This window comes from Ruegeria sp. BHSA163, assembly GCF_059613365.1.
The window spans coordinates 40,830-63,073 of record NZ_JBXWSJ010000014.1 but is presented as its reverse complement, the minus strand read 5'-3'; the positions used below and the strand labels follow the sequence as shown (position 1 = coordinate 63,073).

Genomic DNA, 22,244 nt, shown 5'->3' with positions numbered 1-22,244 from the left:
ATGCGAACCAGTCTCCACAAGGACAGTGGCACTGCCCGTTATGCCGTGCCGAGACCGCGCCACTCAGAAAGAGCAGCGGCACGGTTGAGTTTAAAATTGGGTCGTGAGTGAAGGCTTCTTTCCGAATTGAACAGATTGTAAATTGAGGCGTGGACGGCGGCGAATTTCTGCAAACTTCGCATACGCCTGAAACGAAGCATGGCCCTCTCTCGTCGTCGAAACGGCAGGTGTGAATTCTCTGCTCGATTGTTCAGCCAGCGGCCGGTTTCCTGCCGATCAGCAGCACCGATCTCCTTCAGGGCCGCACCGTACGAGCGCAGCAAGTCCGTGACGATCGCCTCAGGGCGACCGTGTTTGCGCATTGTTTTCTTTAAGAATTTCAATGCGGCTTTCTTGTCACGTGTCTTTGTAACGAAGCTTTCCAGGACTTCGCCCTCATGATCGACAGCCCGCCATAGATAATGCCGCTCGCCGTTGATTTTCACGAACACCTCATCCAGATGCCAGCGCCACTTGCTCGATTTCATGCCCGCAATCCGCCGCTTTCTGATCTCCGCGGCAAACATTGGACCGAACCGATGCCACCAAAACCTCACAGCTTCATGGCTCACATCAATGCCGCGCTCATGGAGCAGATCTTCCACATTGCGGAGCGACAATGGAAACCGCACGTACAGCATCACTGCCAGGCGGATTATCTCACGGCTCGTTTTAAAGTAGCGAAATGGATCAGGTTTGGTCATGTCCAGACGCTACAAATCCGCCCTGCCCGCCTCAAGCCGGTTTCCTCTGACAATGCCATACCGCCTCTTCCATGGGCCGGCTGACCCTCAACGTTCTGTTGTCGTTTGCCCAGTTCGAGCGCGAGGTGACGGCAGAACGAATCCGGGACAAGATCGCGGCCTCCAAGAAAAAGGGCCTTTGGATGGGTGGTGTGCCGCCGCTCGGGTACGATCCGCATCCTGATCCAAAAACCCGCGGCCTCGTCGTCAACGCCGAAGAATCTGAAACAGTGCGGACGATCTTCGGCCTCTACGATGACCTCGGCTGCCTGAATGCTGTCATGCGTCGCGCAGGTGAGATCGGCCTACGCTCGAAGCGGCACAGCTTCAAATCCGGGCGTGTCCAGGGCGGCAATCGGTTCTCACGCGGCCAGATTTATGCGGCTCTGCGCAACCCGATCTACATCGGCAAGATCCGGCACAAGAGCCAGGTATGGGATGGGCAGCATGAGCCGATCGTAAGCGAGGCAGTTTGGGACCGGGTCCAGGAAAAGCTCGAGGCCGCCAGTAAACGGCCGCGGGGTCGGAAGACGGCTGCCCAGCAACTCGGTGCCAGGCCTATCGCACCGCTCACCGGAAAATTCTGTGACGAAACCGGAGATCGACTGACCCCAACGCATACTCGCCGTCATGGACGGCAGATCCGATATTACATCTCGAACCGGCTGATCTCAGGCGGAACAGACCCGCGAGGCTGGCGGTTGCCCGCGCCGGCCTTGGAACAGGCTGTAGCCAACGCCATTGCAGGGCGCATCCGCAAACTGGCCTATGACCATCGGATTTGCACACGACCCGATCTGCAGCGCGACAGCGCCATTCAGGCGAAGGCGCGACAACTCGCCAATCGGCTCTCAGAGGGCGCGCCCGATCTTCTGCAGAAGATCTTGGACGATGGGAGTATCACGAAGAATGGCATCGTCCTGCGGCTGAATGCGGATGGTCTAGCCGAGGCGTTGGAAATAAAACCCAATGAGATAGACCGCGCGGTTCGGACGATTGAGGCTCCCTTCGAACTTCGCCGACGCGGTGTCGAAGGAAGGATCGTCATCGGCGACCGCGAGCCTCAACCAGATCGTACGCTCCTTCGCGCTCTTTCCCGCGCGCATGTCTGGGCAGCCGAATTGCGCAGCGGAAAGCCGCTGAGTGAAATTGCCGCCGCGACCACACACTCGGAATCCTACATTCGGACCCGATCGCAGCTAGCGTTCTTGTCGCCCAAAATCCAGGGGGCGATCCTCGAAGGGCGACAACCAACGGACCTGACACTCGAACGGATCATCCGAAAACCGGCGCCACTCGACTGGCACGCGCAGGCCAGGTTGTACGGCTTCGAAGGCGGTCAGTGACATCCCTCATCTGGACGTGGCGTTCCCTGTTCCTCCGAAAAATTTCCCTGATAATCGCGAAAATGTTCCCTGTTATTTTGCGTAGGGAATTTTCGTGCAAGATACTGATAATACGAGACGATTCAGGACGCCAAACCGCTCAATAGGCCCACACTTGAAGAATTTCCCTGTTAATTCCCTGTTAGCAGGGAATTCTAGCCTTAACCGAAGCGCGTGATGGTGCCTTCGGAGACCGCATGCGGATATCACGCCAGCTCGGGGCATTGCGGTCGTCTCTCTGGCAGATGGCAAAGGCCAAGCGCCCGAAATAACGAGACAAAACAGGGATATAAGGAATCTGCTGACAGAGATAGGGGTGGGTGGCGGAGACGAAGGGATTCGAACCCTCGAGACGGTTTCCCGCCTACTCCCTTAGCAGGGGAGCGCCTTCGACCACTCGGCCACGTCTCCGCTGGCGGGTATATCCTTGCCAGTCATGCAGATACAAGACGATTTTCTTGGGTGGCTTGATTTTTCTGAGATGCACAAGCGTTTTTGCCGGATTAGAAATCCTGTGCGCTAAATGTTGTGAGGAAAAGTCTCGTGATTTTCCGACTGTGGCGCGGCTTTTTGAACGGTGAAAAGTTACTTCTTCAGGTGAAAATCTCCGTACACTTGCCAAAAGTCCCAGTTTCAGTGAATAATTGCTAAGTTTTAGTGCTGTTAATAGACATAGTTTTATCGGCAAATTGAGGAGCAAGACCGGGCAGAGGGTGTTTTAGACCCTAACGGGAGCCTTTTGGGGGAAGGGGACTTGGTTTTGGCCTGGTATAGAGTTTTTGTTTTTGTTTTTGTTCTTTTGGCGCTGCCGGCGTCAGTTTCGGCCGCAATAGGAAAGGTTCTGAGCGTCCAGCAAGGTGCTGAAGTAATTCGTTCGGGAAAGACCATCACATTGCGCGAAGGCATGGAAGTTGTCTCGGGTGACACAATCGCCACAAACCGGTCTGGTGTTGTTCAGTTGATATTCGCGGATGAGACCAAAATTGCCGTCGGACCGAATGCGCGCATGGTTCTGGATGTGACTATGTTGCGGAGCAACCGAAAGGCAAAGAGTTTCGCGGTGCAGGCCTTAGGTGGGAGTTTTAGGTTTATCTCAGGAAAGAGCCGAAAAAGAGCTTATTCTGTAGAGACGCCTCAGGCCACGATGGCGGTGCGTGGAACGACATTCGATATGTGGATTGTACCAGGAACTCAAAGCGCCATGCTTGTTCTGGAAGGCACAGTGCGTATGTGCGGTCGACGGGGTTCTTGCCGCTCAACCGGGCGCCAGTGCAGCCTTTTTGCGACCACCCAGAATGGAAGTGTGGGTCGTCCGGCTGATCCTGACCAATACGATTTGGCCCTGAAGAACGGGTTTCCTTTTGTTCAATCCCAAATAAGCCTGCTGACACCTCTGCAGGTCGATGTTGGTGGATGTTCTGGGGAATCTGCACCTCTGCCGGTTCAAAAATCTGACGCCCCAGAACCGCGACCCGAACGCCCACAAAGAGCCGCTTTCCGGGCCGAGGTGTCATCAGATCCACCAAGTGAAGCCCCTGCTCCTGAACCTGCTTCTCCTGAGCCTCGAGCCCCAGAACCTCCTGCCCCAGAACCGCCGGCTTCCGAACCGCCCGCGTCTGAACCTCCGGCACCCGAGCCCGAGGCAGCGAGAAATCGGTCGGGCCATCAGGACGGTTCTAATCCAGCGGGGCAAACCGGCAACTCCGGCGGCTATGACAACCCTGGAAAGGGGAAGGGTCCCGGGCATGGGAAGGGTAAAGGTAAAAAGGGCAGCACCTGAACGCTGATGCCACCTGCCACAATCGGAGGCTGAAGTGACCGTTAAGTCCAAAGAAAAAACAAGCCGCAGACGCGCATTTCGTCTGGTCGGTCTGGGATTGATCATGCTGGGTTGCTTCATTCGAGTTTTGGATCCCTATCCGGTACGAATGACGCGATTGATATACTTCGATATTTTGCAACGCATTTCACCGCGAGAGTATAACCCTGATCTCCCTGTTCGGGTCTTGGATATTGACGAACAGTCACTTGCAAATTGGGGGCAGTGGCCTTGGCCGCGAACCTTATTGGCACAGATGGTCCAGAACCTTGGAGAAAACGGTGCGGCGGCAATTGCCTTTGATATGCTGTTTGTCGAGCCTGACAGGTATTCTCCTGCCCGGTTGCTTAATGACCCGGCGCTTGATGGAGTTTTAACGGTAGAACGCCATGCGCAGAAAGTTGACTATGATGTTCTGTTTGGGCTTGAGGTTGCCCACTGGCCAGTCGTGATGGGCACCGCTGCAAGGCATGCCAGCGAAGGAAGCCGAATGACTGCAAAGGCGGGCATAATAGAGATCGGCGAAAGTCCGACATCAGGACTGATTTCTGTGCCTCACTGGACCCCAATTGCCCCCCCGCTGGGCCGTAGCGCGGCCGGGATTGGGGGTGTGAATGTGTCACCGTTAGGAGGAACAGGGGTTATCAGAAGCGTTCCTGTGCTGTGGGGTGGGCCAGAAGGGGCGCTGCCAAGTTTGGGCATCGAAGCACTGAGAATTGCATTGGATGCGCCGTACATTTTGGTCGAAGGCTCATCTGACGAGGCTGGTATCGTGCTTGCGGTTGAGATTGGCGACTTTCGGCTGCCTACAACAGAGAACGGCGAGGTTTGGGTTAGGTACAGGCGGGACCAGCCTGATCTGTATCTGTCAGCGGATGCCATTATGCAGAACCCGAACGACCCTGATTTGCGCTCAGAAATCGAAGGTCGGATTATTTTGGTGGGTACATCTGCGGCTGGGCTGTTTGACATGCACCAAACATCGCTTGGCGAGTCCGTGCCGGGGGTTTCGATTCATGCCCAAATCCTCGAGCAGATCCTGACCGGAGAGATGCTAAGCAGATCAGATGTTACTGCCGCTTTGGAGTTACTGTCATTCGTATTGTTGGGTCTTATAGTAATCGCTGTGATGTCAAGTTTTGGAGCAGTTACATCATTTGTCGCGGGGGGAGTGGCGGCTGCTGTGGTTCTTGGAACCAGCTGGCTGGCATTTCAAAATCAGCTCGTTTTATTCGATGTGACATTCCCATTGATGGGTGGGATGGCCAATTTTGGGTTGTTGGCAGGGTACCTTTTCATCTCGACCGAGCGAGAAAAGCGCGAGATTCGACAGGTTTTTTCTCATTACGTTGCACCTGAAATTTTAGACGAGATGGAGCTGTCGGGCCACCGGCTGCAACTGGGTGGTGAGACCCAAGAAATTACTGTGATGTTCAGCGATATCCGCGGTTTCACACCATTGTCCGAGTCCGTGTCGGCCACGGATCTTGTCACTTTGCTGAACGAGCTGTTTTCGCAATTGGGCGATCAGATTCTGCATGAGCGTGGAACAATTGATAAATTCATCGGTGACGCGGTCATGGCTTTCTGGAACGCACCGCTGCCGGTTGAAGATCATCCATGTCGGGCGGCGCATGCAGCGCTGCGGATGCGGGCTGCGCTGACAGAATTCAACGAGTCAGAGGCGATGCGCGACAGACAACCGATTGCACTTGCGACCGGGTGCGCGACTGGCTGGGCTTGCGTGGGGAATATTGGGTCGCGAAGCCGATTCAACTATACCGTTATCGGTGATGTTGTGAATGTGGCTGCCCGTATCGAGCAGAATTGCCGACACGTGGATTATGACATCTTGGTTTCGGCATCGGTGAACAACGCTGCGCGTTTCGATCTCGCCATGCTGGAAGCAGGGTTTGTCGATCTAAAAGGAAAAAGCGACCCTGAACCCGTTTTCGTTTTGGTTGGTGACAAATCTCTTGCAGAAACCGAAGGATTCCAAACCCTGCAAACTGCACATGAGCATTTGATTGCGGCTATTCGAGACCGAAACGCGCAGGATGAAGTTTCTGAGCTTTGCGCGGAGTGCACCGCGTTGTCCGAAATTGTCGAACCTGGTTTAAAGAGGTTCTACCGGGCCTTACCCGGCCGGATGGCAGATTTCCGTTTAGATGCACAGACGACACGCGTTGAATTCAGCCATCGCGGCACCCTACGCAAAGTGGCGGGTATACGCGCAACGTCCTGATTAATAAAAAGCAAACGGGTCACTGCATTTATGATGCAGTGACCCGTTTCATTCGGTCAGATGGATCGGTCTCGCCCCCTCGAATACCATCTAAAACAAAACCGAGTAAAAAATTCGATGTATTCGAGAATGATCTGACACCTTGCCGGAACACCTTATTAATGTATCACAATACCAGTGCTGGCAGTGAAGCAGTTCACATTGACTTAGATTATTCGCGCTCGAACCAGTCAAAAAATCCGGCGCCGGCTCTTTTCTTCAACCATTGGGCAAGTTCCAGCCCCAGATCGGCGGCGTCTTCCGTGGGCCCCGTAACAGAATCGGCGATCACCTCAGACCCGTCTGGGCGCAAAACCTCGCCACGCAGGTAAATCTGGCCATTGTCCAGTTCTGCCAGCCCCGCAATTGGCGTCTCGCAGGATCCATCCAGCCCGGCCAACAGGTTGCGTTCGGCCAAAAGACGCGCTGCTGTCTGAGGGCAGTGAATCGACTGAAGCATTTCTGCAGAGCGAAAATCGTCCTGACGCCGTTCGATTCCGATAGCCCCTTGAGCGATGGCAGGCAGCATTTCGTCAGTAGAAATTGCCGTTGCCGGAATCTCCTCCATCTTAAGGCGACGTAGTCCGGCCATCGCAAGGAATGTGCAATCCGCTACGCCTTCCGCCAACTTCTTCAATCGCGTTTGAACATTTCCTCGAAACTCGACCACCCGCAGGTCTGGCCGGCGGTGCAATATCTGCGCGCGCCGCCGCAGTGAAGACGTGCCAACCACTGCGCCTTCGGGCAAAGAGCCAATCTCACCCAATCGCGGTGAGATGAATGCATCGCGCACATCTTCGCGTGGAAGATAAGTGTCCAGCAGCAACCCCGTTGGCTGTGCAACTGGCATGTCCTTTGTCGAGTGTACTGCAATGTCTATGTCACCGCACAGCATCGCCTCTTCGATTTCTTTGGTGAATAGACCCTTGTTCCCGATCTCTTTCAATGGGCGGTCTGCGTCGATCATCGCGCGATTGTCGCCCGTCGTTTTAATTACCACGATTTCAAAGGCATCAGCGGGCAATTCAAAGGCATCTTTCAGCCGCTGACGTGTCTCATAAGCTTGCGCCAGGGCCAACGGCGATCCGCGCGTTCCGATTTTAAGGGGCGATGCCGGTGATGGGAGAGTCAGGTTCATGAGTCCAGCTTTAGTCGCGTCACATTGCCCTGACAATGGGGGCAGCGCTTGACAAATTGACGCCGAAGGCGGACCCGTTGCGGCAAGTAGGAGGAATGGAGGCATGCATGGCCGAGAAAAAGAAATTGCTGCGGGCGTTGGCGGGCAAGGTTCAGGATGTGCCTCCCATTTGGATGATGCGTCAAGCGGGCAGGTATCTGCCTGAATACCGAGCCACACGCGCCCAAGCGGGAGATTTCCTATCGCTGTGTTACAATCCGGAACTGGCGGCCGAGGTGACATTACAACCTATCCGACGTTACGGGTTCGATGCAGCGATACTGTTCGCTGATATCCTTTTGGTGCCGCAGGCGCTGGGTGCTGACCTTTGGTTCGTTGCGGGCGAAGGACCGCGCTTGTCCACAATCTCACGGCAGGCAGAATTTGATTTACTCAATCCTGCAAGCGAAATTCACGATACCCTTTCACCAATCTACGAAACGGTTCGCATCCTTGCGCGCGAACTTCCCCCGGAGACAACGCTGATAGGGTTCGCTGGCGCGCCTTGGACGGTCGCGACATACATGATTGCCGGACGCGGTACACCTGATCAAGGTCCTGCCCATGCACTGAGGCAGGAAAACACGGCTCTTTTTGAGGCTTTACTCGACCGGATCACCTTTGCCACCATCGAATATTTGTCAGCGCAGATCGACGCTGGCGTGGAAGTCGTTAAGATATTCGATAGCTGGGCTGGGTCTCTCAAAGGGGAAGCATTTCGGAAATATTCGGTCGAGCCTTGTCGGATCATTACAAAAGCTATCAAAGAACGCTACCCGGGAATTCCCGTGATTGGATTTCCTCGCGAGGCGGGTGAGGGCTATGTGGGTTTTGCGCAAGCCACCGGTGTTGATTGCGTCGCCTTGGATAATTCCGTGTCGCCTGTTTGGGCCGCGAAACATGTTCAAGTAGACGGATGCGTTCAAGGAAATCTAGCTTCGTCACACATGGTCACGGGTGGGCAGGCACTGGTCAATGAAACCCGCGCGATTGTCGAAGCTTTTTCCAATGGGCCGCATATTTTTAATCTCGGCCATGGGATTACGCCGGATGCCGACCCTGATAACGTGCAGCTGATGATCGACACGGTACGCGGCAGGTAAACCCGCTATACTAAATTAGACAGATTTATTGGTTCTCGTTGGGGGCTTGGTGTCAATGCCGAGATCGGCCAGAATCTCATTCGTGTGTTCGCCACGGGTGGGTATTGGCCTCGGTTGCCATTTATGCGTTGAAAACCTTGGCGCGGCAGCAGCCTGTAGTGCGCCATCGAGTGTTTGCCATGTTCCGCGGGCCCGGTTCATTTCGTGATGCCGTGCTTCTTGCGGACTTAGAACAGGAGCGACACAGGCATCAGTGCCAGCAAACAGTTTTGCCCATTGATCGCGCGATTTAGTGGAAAAAAGTTCGGCCAAGCGTTCCGTCAACTCTGGCCAAAGTGCCGCGTCAAACTGGTTTTGAAACTTTGGGTCACCAGAAAGATCAAGCAGCTTCAAGAATTCCGCATAGAATTTTGGCTCGAGGCACTGGACTGAGATGTGCTTGCCATCCGAGCAAGTATAACAACGGCTCCAATGTGGCCCGTCCAAAAGGCTATTACCACGTGTCTCTGATAAGCCGCCAACTTGGCCAAGGCTCATCAGCAAGTTCATCAAATGGGCAGAGCCGTCATATATGGCTGCGTCAACTACGGTGCCGCGACCGGTCTGCTGGGCATTCAACAGGGCAGCAAGAATCCCCGTAACCAGATACATTGCACCTCCGCCTATGTCGCCAACAAGTGTTGCAGGGGTCTGAGGAACCGAGCCTGGGGCAGAGGCGTACCAAAGCGCGCCTGACAGGGCGATATAGTTCAGGTCGTGGCCGGCGGTTTCCGAGTTTGGGCTGTCCTGACCCCAGCCTGTCATACGCCCGTAAACCAGTTTGGGGTTTTCGGCCAGGCACATTTCGGGCCCCAATCCTAACTTCTCCATTACGCCAGGTCTAAAACCTTCGATCAGCGCATCGGAAGAGGCGATGAGGCGTCGGGCGATTTCAAGATCGCCCTGTTCCTTCAGGTTCAGTTCAACGGATCGTTTTCCCCGATCCAACAGAGACCGATCAGGTGTGGCGGGTGTCACAGGTCCACCCGCCCGGTGTATCGTGATCACGTCCGCGCCAAGATCGGCTAACAGCATGGCAGCGAACGGGCCAGGTCCTAAACCTTCGATTTCGATAATGCGTAATCCATCCAGCATAGCTGCCCTCCCGCAAAGTAGGGTTTCGTTCCAAGACCCGGAAAGCAAGCGTACATTGAACAGTCTACAGCCTTTGCGAACAGTCATGTGTGCGATTTTGATCTGTTCGCCCATGATTTGTCGCGGTAATGTGCACAGCGGAACGAGGACGAACATGAATACGATTTTGTCGATCAAGGATCTGCGCAAATCATATGCGGGCGGTTTTGAGGCGTTGAAGGGCGTTTCACTGGACATAAAAGAAGGGGAAATACTGGCTCTGTTAGGTCCAAATGGCGCCGGAAAAACGACTTTGATTTCAACAGTATGTGGTATTACGACGCCGACTTCGGGCGTTGTTACTGTGGGGGGGTACGATACTCAATCGGATTTCCGAGCAGCGCGTCAGATGATTGGATTAGTGCCGCAGGACATCGCGCTCGAACCCTTCGAAAAGGTTTGGAACACGGTGCGTTTTTCACGCGGGTTGTTCGGTTATGGCAAAGATAACGCCAAGATTGAAGATATTCTGCGCAAACTGTCGCTATGGGACAAACGCCGTAGTTCAATGAAGGAACTGTCGGGCGGTATGAAACGGCGCGTCCTGATTGCCAAAGCCTTGGCGCATGAACCTCGCGTGTTGTTTCTGGACGAACCCACCGCTGGCGTCGACGTAGAACTGCGAAAGGATATGTGGGCGATCGTGGCCGAATTGAAAGCGGCTGGTGTCACCATCATATTGACGACGCACTACATCGAAGAGGCCGAAGCTATCGCTGATCGAATTGGCGTTATTGACAAGGGCGAGTTGCTTTTGGTGCAGGACAAAGAGACGCTGATGTCTCAGATGGGAAAGAAGCAGATCGAGGTGACGCTGAACGAGCCCATCGACTCCATCCCGGACAGCCTGTCTGACCATCGGCTTTCGTTGAACGGCTCTGGCGATGTTCTAGTGTTTACCTATGACACCAACGCCGAACGTACTGGCATCACAACCTTGCTGAACGACGTCGCGCAAGCAGGCCTTGTGTTGAGGGACGTGCAGACCCGTCAGTCGAGCCTCGAGGAGATATTTGTCAACCTGGTGTCCGGAGAACCCGAATGAACTGGTCTGCGATTGCCGCAATCTATCGATTTGAAATGGGAAGGTTCTTTCGCACCTTGGCGCAAAGTTTTCTGTCGCCTGTTATTTCTACAACTCTCTATTTTGTTGTTTTCGGAACCGCCATTGGCAGCCGGATTCAAGAGGTCGAAGGCGTGCCATATGGCGCGTTTATTGTTCCCGGGCTGATAATATTGTCGGTTGTAATGCTGGCAATTTCGAACGCTTCATTCGCGATTTATTTCCCGAAGTTTCTGGGTACAATCTATGAACTGCTCTCGGCACCTGTTAATTTCATCGAAATCGTGATCGGCTATGTTGGGGCTGCGGCCACCAAGTCCCTATTTGTGGGCTTGGTGATTTTGGTGACTGCTACATTTTTCGTGGACATTCGTATTGAACACCCGTTTGCGATGGCAGCGTTTCTGATTTTGACGTGTTTAAGCTTTTCGTTACTGGGCTTTATTATCGGTATTTGGGCCGGCAATTTCGAACAGATGTCGCTGGTGCCGCAGCTTGTCGTCACGCCGCTGATTTTTCTGGGCGGCACATTTTATTCAATCTCAATGCTGCCGCCCATTTGGCAGACCATTACATTGTTCAATCCAGTGGTTTATCTGATCTCAGGCTTTCGTTGGTCATTCTACGGGTTGGCGGATGTGCCGATCGCTTTCAGTTTGCTAGCCATCCTGGCCTTTACCTGTGGGTGCCTTGCAATAGTTGGCTGGATCTTCAAAACTGGCTGGCGCATCCGCAGTTAGGGCGTTGCATTTTTGCCCATCGGATGTGTTAAATTGGTTTTCGTCGTGGATATGGCCCTCAGGTTCCCTTGTTTAAGCGTGAGGCGCACTCTACATCGGCACCCATGAAGTTCAGCCTGCCTTTTCTAAAAAAGTCCCCCCTTGTGGCCGTGATCCGTTTGTCCGGAGCTATTGGCATGGCCGGTCGTGCGTCTCTGAGCGACACGACGCTGGCCCCAATTCTGGAAAAAGCATTCCGCAAGGGTAAACCAGTCGCAGTTGCGCTCGAAATCAATTCTCCTGGAGGGTCTCCGGTTCAAAGTTCACTGATTGGAGCGCGGATCAGGCGTCTGTCAGACGAGCTGGAAATTCCAGTGTTTGCATTTGTCGAAGACGTGGCGGCGTCAGGTGGTTATTGGTTGGCAGCATCGGCTGACGAAATCTGGGCCGATGACTGCTCTGTCATTGGTTCAATAGGAGTTATTTCTGCGGGCTTTGGTGCCCATGTATTCTTGGCGCGGCAGGGGGTAGAACGCAGGGTTCATACTGCCGGTCAGTCAAAATCGATGTTGGACCCATTCGCCCCGGAAAAGAAAGAAGATGTCGAACGGCTAAAAACTTTGCTCGGCGATATCCACGAAAACTTTATCACGCACGTAAAAACACGTCGTGGAGACAAGCTGGATGGAAAAGCCGATTTGTTTGACGGTGAGATTTGGCTGGCTCGCAGGGCGCAGGAACTGGGCCTGATTGACGGGATTGCCCATTTGAAGCCGAAAATGCAGGAACGCTATGGAGAAAAAGTAAAATTCCGCCGCTACGGCCTGCGCAAGCAGATCTGGTCGCGCATTGGTGCTACTTTGACCCAGGACGCAATTGCCGGCCTTGAGGAGCGCGCAGCCTATGCGCGTTTCGGGTTGTAACGTGATCATCAAGGCCGTAACCCTTTTCCTGATTGCTATGGGGGTACTGGCGATGTTCGGCAAGCTTCGCTTTCCCGGACAACGCCGCCTGAAATCCGCTAAATGTCTGCGCTGCGGCCGTTTTCGAATAGGTAAAGGCCCTTGCGCCTGTGAAAAAGGAGGCCGCGGATGACGGCGTGGCTGCTTTCCGGCCTGGGGTTGCTTATCCTTTTACTGGCCGGAGACGCGCTGGTGCGCGGCGCGGTAAACCTCAGCCTAAGGTTAGGTGTACCCGCGCTTATTGTAAGTTTGACTATTGTGGCCTTTGGCACATCGGCCCCTGAACTATTGATTGCCATCAGTGCTGTTCAAGAAAATGCTCCGGGGATCGCGCTGGGTAACGTGGTCGGTTCGAACACGGCAAACATACTTTTGGTTTTGGGCGTTCCGGCCATGCTGGCCACTCTTCACACCAGCGAATGTGACAGTCGCAAGAACTATGTATTCATGTTGATTGCATCGGTTCTGTTCATCGCCTTGGCATTTCTTGGTGTCTTTACATTGCTCAGCGGGGTAATCCTGCTTGCTGCCTTGGCGTTGGTTCTTGCAAACGCTTTTCGTGAAGCGCACGCGCACCGCAGTGCTTGTGCTGCTGAAGAAGAATTGGAAGGGTTGGAAGAGGCCGACCCGGATATGCCTTACTGGAAACTGTCGATCTACCTGATCCTCGGGTTGATCGGACTACCGATGGGTGCCCATCTGCTGGTGGAAAACGCAACCGTCATAGCTCTCACATACGGTGTGAGCGAAACTGTGATTGGTTTGACACTGGTCGCAGTTGGAACATCGTTGCCGGAACTTGCGACCACTGTGATGGCTGCTTTGCGCAGGCAGGCGGACGTGGCGTTGGGCAATGTGATCGGTTCGAACATGTTCAATCTATTGGCCATTATCGGCATTGCCACTTTGTTCGGTCGCATCCCTGTAGACCCAGAATTTTTGCAGTTCGATCTTTGGGTGATGTTGGGTGCGTCGCTGTTGCTGGTACCATTCGTGTTCTTCAAAAAGGACATTACCCGCGTGTGGGGCATGGTATTGACGATGTTATATTTGGTGTATGTCGTCATTCTTCTGGCGTGATCTGACCTAGGGAGGCCACGATGCCCAAAGCTTTGGTAACTGGTGCTGGGCGGCGATTGGGTCGTTCTATGGCGATTTATCTTGCAGAACGCGGTCATGACGTTGCAATCCACTACGCTTCTTCGCGCGAGGCGGCAGAGGATACCGCCGACAAGATCAAAGCGCTTGGTCGGTCCGCGATCGCATTGAAGGCCGACTTGTTGGATGAAAATCAAGTCCATTCACTGTTGCCCCGTGCCGCAGAGGCGCTGGGTGGTCCGGTAACCTGCCTGGTGAACAACGCGTCGATTTTTGAATACGACAATATTCACACTGCAACACGCCGCAGTTGGGATCGCCATATCGACAGCAACCTGAGAGCTCCATTCGTTTTGACACAGTCTATGGCCGAACAGGGACTTGAACCGATTGTTGACAACGAGGGAGAGCCGGTCGCAACGGGCTTGATCGTAAACATGGTCGACATGCGGGTACGAAAACTGACACCAGAATTCATGACGTACACTATCGCCAAAATGGGGTTGTGGGCTTTGACGCGCACGACCGCTCAGGCACTCACACCTGCGATCCGCGTAAATGCGATCGGCCCTGGCCCGACTTTACAAGGCCACCGTCAAAGCGAAGCCCACTTCAAGGCCCAGAGAAAAAATACGGTTTTGGAGCGGGGCGCAAACCCTTCAGATATTACCGCGGCACTGGGGTATTTTTTGGACGCTCATGCGGTCACCGGGCAGTTGTTATGCGTCGATGGCGGTCAACACCTCGTTTGGCAGACGCCGGATGTTCTTGGCGTGGAATAGACATATTCGCTTCAAGTTTTGCACCGCTCGCGGCTTTGTTACACTTGCGTTACAAAAATGTCTTTTTTTTCATATACTTGTTTTACACATAAAAAAATACTCAATAATTTCAAATAGTTAAAATAGCGCCCAATTTTTAGGCAGTTCAGCGAAAGGACAGTAATTTAAGGGGATTTCGACAAACCCAAAAACTTATCTGCGTAGTTATCCACAGAAACCGTGGATTTGTTTTCTCTTGATCTAAGGCGCACAAGATTGCAGCCATTGCCAGAGAATCATATCTCATGACTATGACGAACCAGAACGAATCGACTTCGGAAACTCAGCCATCAGGTTATGCCTGCATCCAGAGATATGTGAAAACGCTGGACAGTTCGCCTGGCGTCTATCGCATGTTGGATAGCGAGAGCAGAGTCCTTTATGTAGGCAAGGCCCGAAACCTGAAAGCGCGGGTATCCAATTACGCTCGTCCAGGTCATTCTGGTCGGATCGAGAGGATGATCGCCGCTACAGCCTCGATGATGTTCTTGACTACCCGCACTGAAACCGAAGCTCTGTTGCTTGAGCAGAACCTGATCAAGCAACTAAAGCCAAAGTACAACGTGCTGCTACGTGATGACAAAAGCTTTCCAAATATTCTGGTGGCCAAGGATCATCCTTTTCCTCAGATAAAAAAGCACCGGGGTGCAAAGAAAGAAAAGGGCGCTTACTTTGGCCCCTTCGCCAGTGCAGGTGCTGTGAACCGGACCCTCAATCAGCTTCAAAAGGCATTTCTGCTGCGAAACTGTTCGGATTCGATGTTCGACAGTCGTACGCGGCCCTGTCTTCTCTATCAGATCAAGAGGTGCTCGGGTCCATGTGTCGGGTTGATCTCGGACAAAGAATACCGCGAAAGTGTCAAAGATGCAGAGCGGTTCTTGTCTGGGCGATCTACTAAAGTTCAGGAAGAGCTGGCCGAACAGATGATGGCGGCGTCCGAGGCGATGGAATTTGAGCGTGCTGCCAGTCTTCGGGATCGAATTCGGGCTTTAACGCAAGTTCAAACCAGCCAAGGAATCAATCCGCGCGGTGTTACCGAGGCGGATGTAATCGGACTGTTCATGGACAGCGGACAGGCCTGTGTACAAGTTTTCTTCATCCGGGCCAACCAGAACTGGGGCAACCGAGATTTTTATCCGCGTGTCGGGCCAGATGTTTCTGCGGCAGAGGTCATGGAAGCGTTTCTGGGGCAATTCTACGACAATAAGGAACCACCGCTTCAGTTGATCTTGTCTGATGCAATCGAGAACGCAGACCTCATGCAGGAAGCATTGTCTGAAAAAGCTGGTCGCAGGGTCGAAATTTTAGTGCCACAGCGTGGAGAAAAACAAGAACTGGTCGCTGGAGCCTTGCGAAATGCGCGCGAATCTTTGGCCCGCCGCATGTCGGAAACTGCCACGCAAGCCAAGCTGTTGCGCGGCTTGGCCGAGGCATTCGATCTAGACAACCCTCCTGAACGGATAGAGGTGTACGACAACTCGCATATCCAGGGCACCAATGCGGTGGGCGGTATGATTGTGGCCGGCCCTGAGGGCTTTATTAAAAACTCTTATCGCAAGTTCAATATCCGCGGTGACGACCTGACACCAGGCGACGACTTTGGAATGATGAAAGAGGTTCTGACGCGCCGCTTTACACGCCTTCAGAAAGAAGATCCGGATCGAGACAAGGGTCATTGGCCGGACCTGTTGTTGATAGACGGAGGGGCAGGCCAGGTCAGTGCAGTGCATGAAATCATGGCGCAGCATGGGGTGGAAGACATCCCGATGATCGGTGTAGCCAAGGGTGTAGACCGGGATCACGGCAAGGAAGAGTTCCATCGATTTGGCCAGCGACCCTTTGCACTAAAACGAAACGATCCTGTTCTGTATTTTATTCAACGATTGCGGGATGAGGCCCACCGTTTTGCTATCGGAACACATCGCGCCAAGCGGTCAAAAGCCGTAGGTGCCACCCCGTTAGATGAAATACCCGGGGTTGGCGCCGCGCGAAAACGCGCGCTGCTGGCGCATTTTGGCAGCGCCAAAGCAGTCAGCCGCGCCAATCTGGCCGACTTAAGAGCAGTGGACGGAATTTCAGCAGGCCTTGCGCAAAAGGTCTATGACTTCTTTCATGAAAAAGGTTAGTGGTATCTGCCGCGCCAAAGGATGTAGAGACCCGAGGCTACGATCAGGGCGCTTCCGATCCATATAGTTTGATCCAATCGCTCGCCGAACAAAAACACGCCCAAACCGATACCGAACAGAAGGCGTGAGTATCGAAACGGTGTCACCGCCGACACTTCGCCCGTTCTCATTGCCTTCATCAGAGACGCATATGCCATTGTACCGAACATCACCGCGCCCGCTAGGTAAAAACCGGAATCAGAGGAAAGAGGTTCTGCAGGAACGCCTTCCACAAAGCGATAGAAAAACCCGGCGACAATGACGCTGAGAAAACCGTAAAATCCCAACAAATCGGTTCCCAGTTGCGCAGGTGCCGCGCGGCTGGCCAGATCTCGACCGGCCAAACCCAGCATTCCGAAAACTGCCAACAGCGATAGAATTGAGAAGCTGTCACCGGTTGGTTGGATGACAACAATTACACCGGCCATGCCGACAAAGATCGCGCTCCATCGGCGCCAACCGACTGTTTCGCCAAAAATCAGAGCGGCCCCTGCGACGACGACTAATGGTGCGGCTTGTAGTATCACAGTAGCCGAAGACAACGGCGTCAAGGCGACGGCCAGAACATAGAACAACCGACCGAGAACCTCAAAAAACGCTCGGATGAGCATCGGGCGGGAAAGAACAGCCCTTTGAAACAGTCGCGAACCTCGCAGCGTCGATATCGCGCCGAATACAGCAGATCCACCCAACCCGAAATAGACCAGAACTTGCCAAACAGGCAGTGACTTGGACATTCCTTTGAGGAAAGCATCTTCAATGGCGAACCCGGCCATCGCTGTAATCATCCAAATACTGCCAATCAGGTTCGATCGGGAATTAGTTAGAACTTGAGCTGTCATCTTGGATGCTTCATTGGCCTGATTCACGCGGCAATCTGACGCCAATCGTGGCGGAGGCCAAGTCCAATTTCGAACGCACCTGACAGATGCGGCGCTTTGACCAAGCCCATGTGATCGGTATAGTTTTTTGCTGCACCGTCTTTTCTGTCCGGAACCGGCGATGTAGGCTCCGCTGCATGAAATGGAACTTGCCCAATATCCTTACGATACTGCGCCTGCTTGCCGCGCCAGGCCTGGCGGTGATGTTTCTGTACTTCACTCGCCCCTATGCGGACTGGTTTGCGCTAATCCTGTTTTTGTCAGCTGCAATCACCGACTGGTTTGATGGATATCTGGCCCGCGCTTGGAAACAAGAGACCAAGATTGGCGCTATGTTGGACCCTATCGCCGATAAGGCGATGGTTGTAATCGCGCTTATGATCCTAGTGGGCTATTCAACTGAACATTGGACACCTTGGCTGGTTCTTCCAGCAACTGTGATCTTATTCCGAGAAGTTTTTGTTTCTGGCCTGCGCGAGTATTTGGGAGACGTGGCCGGAACATTGAAAGTCACGAAACTGGCAAAATGGAAAACAACCGCGCAGATGGTTGCCATCGCAATAATGTTCTCACAGGGTATTTTTGAACACTATGCAGTGATGGCGACCTACGGCATGGATGCTGATTTGGTCGAACAAGTTATCGCCGGACAAGTTGAGGATGTGAACAATTTACGCTGGCACCTCAGTGGAATGTACTGGTCCGGACAGGTCGGGCTGTGGCTGTTGTGGATTGCCGCTGCGCTGACATTGATCACGGGTTATGACTACCTACGTAAAGCCATGCCTCATCTGAAGGAGAGCTAGTGGATGGATGTGCTGTATTTCGCTTGGGTTCGCGAACGCATCGGAATTCCAAAAGAACGGGTGGAGACCAGGGCTGCCACGGTCGCGGAATTGGTGGCAGAGCTAAGTGAGCGCGAAGATCGCTACGCCGCCGCATTCGCGGATATCTCAGCTTTGCGCGTGGCACTTGATCAGGAGTTGGCTGACTTCGATGCACCGCTTTCCGGTGTGCGCGAAGTGGCTTTTTTTCCGCCAATGACTGGTGGATGACCAAATGCGTATCGCGGTTCAGGAAGAACAATTTGATCTGGGGGCCGAGGCTAATTCATTCGCCCGGGGTAACGTTGCGCATGGAGCTATCGTTACATTCACAGGTGTGGTGCGCGATCTTGCAACCGGCGATTTGGATGTAATGGAAATTGAGCATTATCCCGGCATGACTGAAAGGGCCTTGACGAAGATCGCTCAGGAGGCGCAGAAAAGATGGTCCTTAGGCGACGTGCTGGTGATCCACAGGCATGGGCGTCTTGAGCCAGGAGAGCGGATCATGATGGTCGCCACCGCGGCGCCGCATCGCAAAGATGCGTTCGAGGCAGCAGAGTTTCTGATGGATTATCTTAAATCCCGTGCGCCTTTCTGGAAAAAGGAAATCACCAGGTCGGGTGCGGAATGGGTCGCAGCCAGGGATGAGGATGAAAACGCTTTGGGCCGCTGGTAGCGTCGTAAAACATATCGCGCGAGCGTTTAGTCCGAGTCTCTGATCCGCCCGCGCAGTTCATCGGCCTCTTGACGCGCAGCGCGAAGTCCGTCCATCGCAGCGGTCAGTTCCGCCTCAGTCTGGGTCAGTTGGTTCGTAAGTTCGGCCTCACGCTGCTGAAGGTAAGTAATTGCCTGATCCCGCGTCTCTTCGGCTTCATGCAGCTCTTGGCTCATGCGATCCAAATCGGCCACATCGCTTTGGCGGACACGCGACAGACGATGGGCCAGCCAGTTGGCGAACCATCCCATGCAAAAGGCCGCGAACAAGATAATGGCAGTGGCTATTATGAATTCAGTTCGGTTCAACTTGCAGATTCCCTGTTTCCGCGTCGGGCGTTGCATCGTCCGTTGGTTCGGCTTCTATCGCTTCAAGTTCGGATTCCAATGCCTCTAGTCCAGATTCATTGTTTGTACCGGGTTCAGGGCGAACAAGCCGGAATTCAATCCGTCGGTTTTCTTCTCGACCCTCTTCTGTGTCGTTATCGGCAATGGGCTGCGTTTCGCCATAACCCACCGCAGTATAACTGGACGTTGGGATTCGCCGCCCTCTTAGTTCCGTCAGAATGGATTGCGCGCGGGACTGGCTGAGCTGAAGGTTCATCTCTTCGCGACCCTGACTGTCGGTATGACCTTGGATTTCCATCCTTATCGGTCCGCACTCTCGCAGGATATCGGCAATCTGGTTCACTGTGTCACGCGACTCTGCGGCAATTGTGGCCGACCCGGGTTCGAACGCGATTTTGCTGGCGGATTGAATTTCCGCTATCTGCTCTTCGCACTGCTCAGGGTCGGGCAGAGCGTCTTCCGGTTCAGGCGGTGCCTGATAGGCAATTAGCAGGTTGAAATCCTGTGCATCGCCCAGCTGTTCTGATAGTTGCCCTGCGATCCGGGCTTTTGCTTGGGGATCGTGGGTTATGCCCGAAAGTTCGACATAGTCGGGGGTTACTGTTAATGCTCCGTTATTCAGCTGTGACAGTGCATCAAGTCCGGCCAGTACTCGTACGGACCAGTCTTCCGGCAGGTCAGACACTAAACGGGTCGCGGTGTATACTTGGTTGGACCCAAATGCCGCTTTTGCAAAGCTGTCGACCATGTCCCGCAAGGCTTCATCTTCAAGACGCCCGCGCAATTGCACAAGGCCTTCGGGACTGCGCGTCGCGGTAAACTCGACTGGGCCACTCTGTTCCTGAGTTTCCGGTTCGGTCAGAACGGCATGAAGAACAAATACGTCTGGCAATGCTGTTTCAAGTTCTCCGACCACGCGATCAAAAAGGGCGGGGTCGGTATCCTGTGCGGCCACCAGTGTGACGTCTGCGTCAGAAAGAGTAACGGATCCGCGCCCCAATTCGGAAAGTGCGCGAATGCTTAGCTGAGCGGCGCTGGCCCATCGCGGAGAGGGTACGCCCAATCCAATCGTGCAGTCGTGTGGTCCCGTTAAACCAGCTTTCTTGGCCGCCTCTAATATACTGGCGCGCGCTGTTTCGTCTTGGGCAGAACAAGCGTCGAACTGCCCTCCTGCTTCGTTGATCAGATAGCGCAAAGTGAACGGAGTTATGACCGGCCTCGGTGCGGAAATAGATAGCCCAATACGCAGGCTGGGTGGCGCAGCACGGGTCAGCTCCTGTTCCAACCGTTCTTTTTCCTGTTGGCTATCAGTAATCGCGGTGATCCGGACCAACCCGGGGCTTGCAGAAATCTTGGACCTAGGCAGTTTTGATAGCGCCGCGACAGCAAAAGTTACTGCGTCATCCCACCCCTTTGGTTCGGGGTAATCCGCGGTTTCCATAAGGTCCGAAACGCTAACACCGGGGTTCAAGCGTTTTAGGTTGTCGATCAGAGCGCCGCGGTCCTCGCTTGCGGGGATCAAACCAATCAACGAAATTCCATTATCGTTGCGCAAGATCTCGGCCGAGAATCGGGGCGGGTTCAGATTGGCTGTCGGTGCAACTTCCATTTCGTCGATCACGCGCGAAGTGTCGACCTCGGTTCCGGCTGCAGTCAGCGCGTTGAACCGGGTCGCTTCCGTTGGGGCCGTTCCTGTCAAAACAACACGCAAACCGTCCGATTGCACTTCGGCCCAGCCATGACCCTGCAGGTCCAGCGCCCGGCGTACAGCCAGTTCAGAGGCGTCTTCGATCCGTGTGACAGCCAAGCCTGCACCCACAACGGATATCATGGCTGATATGACAAAAAACACGGCAACGGCGATTGCGTATGGCAGGCGCATGGGGTGAATTGTGACTCCTCGGTCGTCTGGCATCGGACTCATACAGACCCCGGGCCGGAGGTTCAATCAGAGCAATAGTGCGACGCAAAGGAAGATAAGCGGAATAAGGCCGGTGTCCCGGTTGGCGCGAAATAATTGCAATAATTTCGCGTTGTCTTCAGTGTCCAGACCGCGCAGTTGCCACGCCATATGCCACCCCATTGCCCACGGCCCTGCCAGCGCGACCGCCAAAGCAAGTAGCGAGGCCCGCGGCAATGCAGCGTCGATAATGGCAAGTGCCATCAGACTTACGGTAAGAACCAGAAAATACTTGAGCCATCTGGCTGTATCGACGCCAAACAGGCGAGCGGTGGATTTCACACCAATCAATTCATCGTCTTCAGCGTCCTGATGAGCGTAGATCGTATCATAAAACAGGGTCCACGCGATTCCTGACAAGTAAAGGGTGATTGCAGGCCAACCTATAGTCCCTGTATGGGCGGCCCAGGTCAGCAGAACGCCCCAGTTGAAAGCTAATCCAAGAAACACCTGCGGCCACCAAGTGAATCGTTTGGCAAACGGATAGATGGTCACGGGCAGCAAGGACAGTACACCCATTGCGATGGCTGCGCGGTTGAAAGTCAACAGAATTGCCAGTGCAAACAAACATTGAAGTACCATCCAAATTATCGCCTGCCGCACACTGACCTGGCCCGAAGGGATCGGTCGTGACAGTGTCCGCTCGACCCGGGCGTCGATGTCACGGTCCGTTATGTCGTTCCAAGTGCAACCGGCCCCTCGCATCAAGAACGCTCCAATAGCGCAACCTGCCGCAATCCAAAGGTCGCTCCAACGCGCGTCTCCACGGCTGAGGATTGCCAATGCTAATCCCCACCAGCAGGGGATCAGCAGCAGCCAGGTGCCAATAGGTCGATCAGCCCGAGACAAACGCAAGTAAGGGCGCGCAAAGGCCGGAGCGTGGGTATCCACCCAGTTTCCCGTGACGGCATCGGCAACTTGACCGTCTGGTGTTGGCGCATTGCCTTGCATATGTAAGGTCCC

General features: G+C 54.0%; 21 protein-coding genes and 1 tRNA gene. 14 read left to right on the top strand and 8 right to left on the bottom strand.

The window, feature by feature from the left end; translation table 11 throughout:
- Positions 1-38: 38 nt before the first annotated feature.
- The gene (locus AC2FNV_RS08820) at positions 39-743 is read right to left on the bottom strand and encodes an IS6 family transposase (RefSeq protein ID WP_496773006.1); all 705 of its coding nucleotides are present in this window, start codon (positions 741-743) and stop codon (positions 39-41) included.
- Positions 744-814: 71 nt separating this feature from the next.
- Here AC2FNV_RS08820 and AC2FNV_RS08815 point away from each other — a divergent pair, with 71 nt between their 5' ends.
- Positions 815-2,128, top strand: coding sequence for a recombinase family protein (locus AC2FNV_RS08815; protein ID WP_496773004.1), 1,314 nt, complete (start codon positions 815-817; stop codon positions 2,126-2,128).
- A gap of 360 nt (positions 2,129-2,488) precedes the next feature.
- On the opposite strand, the gene AC2FNV_RS08810 is transcribed toward AC2FNV_RS08815, so the two are convergent.
- Positions 2,489-2,578 (bottom strand) — tRNA-Ser (locus AC2FNV_RS08810).
- Between the two features lie 349 nt (positions 2,579-2,927).
- Here AC2FNV_RS08810 and AC2FNV_RS08805 point away from each other — a divergent pair.
- Positions 2,928-3,947, top strand: a complete 1,020-nt coding sequence (locus AC2FNV_RS08805; RefSeq protein ID WP_254444598.1) for a FecR family protein — start codon at positions 2,928-2,930, stop codon at positions 3,945-3,947.
- Positions 3,948-3,981: 34 nt separating this feature from the next.
- Positions 3,982-6,231 (top strand): CHASE2 domain-containing protein, encoded by a 2,250-nt coding sequence (locus AC2FNV_RS08800; protein WP_170605856.1) that lies wholly within the window; start codon positions 3,982-3,984, stop codon positions 6,229-6,231.
- A 211-nt stretch (positions 6,232-6,442) separates the two neighbouring features.
- On the opposite strand, the gene hemC is transcribed toward AC2FNV_RS08800, so the two are convergent.
- Positions 6,443-7,408 (bottom strand): hydroxymethylbilane synthase, encoded by a 966-nt coding sequence (hemC, locus tag AC2FNV_RS08795; RefSeq protein WP_170605858.1) that lies wholly within the window; start codon positions 7,406-7,408, stop codon positions 6,443-6,445.
- 107 nt (positions 7,409-7,515) lie between these two features.
- Between hemC and hemE the strand changes: the two genes are divergently transcribed.
- Positions 7,516-8,550 (top strand): uroporphyrinogen decarboxylase, encoded by a 1,035-nt coding sequence (gene hemE / locus AC2FNV_RS08790; protein WP_170605860.1) that lies wholly within the window; start codon positions 7,516-7,518, stop codon positions 8,548-8,550.
- 15 nt (positions 8,551-8,565) lie between these two features.
- On the opposite strand, the gene AC2FNV_RS08785 is transcribed toward hemE, so the two are convergent.
- On the bottom strand, positions 8,566-9,684 hold the full coding sequence (locus AC2FNV_RS08785) for a CaiB/BaiF CoA transferase family protein (protein WP_170605862.1): 1,119 nt from the start codon (positions 9,682-9,684) through the stop codon (positions 8,566-8,568).
- A 154-nt stretch (positions 9,685-9,838) separates the two neighbouring features.
- Here AC2FNV_RS08785 and AC2FNV_RS08780 point away from each other — a divergent pair, with 154 nt between their 5' ends.
- From AC2FNV_RS08780 to uvrC, 7 genes are all read left to right on the top strand, one after another.
- Positions 9,839-10,768: an ABC transporter ATP-binding protein gene (locus tag AC2FNV_RS08780; protein ID WP_170474699.1), complete on the top strand. Its 930-nt coding sequence runs from the start codon at positions 9,839-9,841 to the stop codon at positions 10,766-10,768.
- Complete coding sequence (locus tag AC2FNV_RS08775) at positions 10,765-11,526, top strand: ABC transporter permease (RefSeq protein ID WP_170605864.1); 762 nt, start codon at positions 10,765-10,767, stop codon at positions 11,524-11,526. Before AC2FNV_RS08780 ends, AC2FNV_RS08775 begins: the two co-directional genes overlap by 4 nt.
- Positions 11,527-11,630: 104 nt before the next feature.
- On the top strand, positions 11,631-12,428 hold the full coding sequence (locus tag AC2FNV_RS08770) for a S49 family peptidase (RefSeq protein ID WP_170605866.1): 798 nt from the start codon (positions 11,631-11,633) through the stop codon (positions 12,426-12,428).
- Entirely contained in the window at positions 12,409-12,600 is a 192-nt protein-coding gene (locus AC2FNV_RS08765; RefSeq protein ID WP_254442600.1) for a hypothetical protein, read from the top strand. The genes AC2FNV_RS08770 and AC2FNV_RS08765 overlap by 20 nt, the downstream gene beginning before the upstream one ends.
- Complete coding sequence (locus AC2FNV_RS08760; protein ID WP_170605868.1) at positions 12,597-13,547, top strand: calcium/sodium antiporter; 951 nt, start codon at positions 12,597-12,599, stop codon at positions 13,545-13,547. Before AC2FNV_RS08765 ends, AC2FNV_RS08760 begins: the two co-directional genes overlap by 4 nt.
- Before the next feature lie 20 nt (positions 13,548-13,567).
- A complete protein-coding gene (locus tag AC2FNV_RS08755) occupies positions 13,568-14,347 on the top strand; it encodes an SDR family oxidoreductase (RefSeq protein WP_170605870.1) in 780 nt (259 codons plus the stop codon).
- A gap of 290 nt (positions 14,348-14,637) precedes the next feature.
- A complete protein-coding gene (uvrC, locus tag AC2FNV_RS08750; protein WP_496773052.1) occupies positions 14,638-16,512 on the top strand; it encodes an excinuclease ABC subunit UvrC in 1,875 nt (624 codons plus the stop codon).
- Here the strand turns inward: uvrC and AC2FNV_RS08745 are convergent.
- Positions 16,509-17,393, bottom strand: a complete 885-nt coding sequence (locus AC2FNV_RS08745; RefSeq protein WP_170605874.1) for a DMT family transporter — start codon at positions 17,391-17,393, stop codon at positions 16,509-16,511. The two genes, uvrC and AC2FNV_RS08745, sit on opposite strands and share 4 nt — an antisense overlap.
- Positions 17,394-17,569: 176 nt before the next feature.
- On the opposite strand from AC2FNV_RS08745, the gene pgsA reads away from it, so the two are divergent.
- Genes pgsA through AC2FNV_RS08730 form a run of 3 tightly spaced genes read left to right on the top strand, consistent with a single transcriptional unit; the run spans position 17,570 to position 18,935 of the window.
- Positions 17,570-18,238 (top strand): CDP-diacylglycerol--glycerol-3-phosphate 3-phosphatidyltransferase, encoded by a 669-nt coding sequence (gene pgsA / locus AC2FNV_RS08740; protein ID WP_170605876.1) that lies wholly within the window; start codon positions 17,570-17,572, stop codon positions 18,236-18,238.
- A gap of 3 nt (positions 18,239-18,241) precedes the next feature.
- Positions 18,242-18,487 carry a molybdopterin converting factor subunit 1 gene (gene moaD, locus AC2FNV_RS08735; RefSeq protein ID WP_170474719.1) on the top strand — a complete coding sequence of 82 codons (246 nt, stop codon included), beginning with the start codon at positions 18,242-18,244 and terminating at the stop codon, positions 18,485-18,487.
- Between the two features lie 4 nt (positions 18,488-18,491).
- Positions 18,492-18,935 (top strand): molybdenum cofactor biosynthesis protein MoaE, encoded by a 444-nt coding sequence (locus tag AC2FNV_RS08730; RefSeq protein WP_170474722.1) that lies wholly within the window; start codon positions 18,492-18,494, stop codon positions 18,933-18,935.
- A 26-nt stretch (positions 18,936-18,961) separates the two neighbouring features.
- Here AC2FNV_RS08730 and AC2FNV_RS08725 read toward each other — a convergent pair whose 3' ends face one another.
- The 3 genes from AC2FNV_RS08725 to ubiA form a co-directional block, all read right to left on the bottom strand.
- Entirely contained in the window at positions 18,962-19,282 is a 321-nt protein-coding gene (locus tag AC2FNV_RS08725) for a hypothetical protein (RefSeq protein WP_170474725.1), read from the bottom strand.
- Positions 19,269-21,203 (bottom strand): OmpA family protein, encoded by a 1,935-nt coding sequence (locus AC2FNV_RS08720; protein ID WP_170606205.1) that lies wholly within the window; start codon positions 21,201-21,203, stop codon positions 19,269-19,271. The genes AC2FNV_RS08725 and AC2FNV_RS08720 overlap by 14 nt, the downstream gene beginning before the upstream one ends.
- A gap of 66 nt (positions 21,204-21,269) precedes the next feature.
- Positions 21,270-22,232 carry a 4-hydroxybenzoate octaprenyltransferase gene (ubiA, locus tag AC2FNV_RS08715; RefSeq protein WP_170605878.1) on the bottom strand — a complete coding sequence of 321 codons (963 nt, stop codon included), beginning with the start codon at positions 22,230-22,232 and terminating at the stop codon, positions 21,270-21,272.
- Positions 22,233-22,244 lie beyond the last annotated feature (12 nt).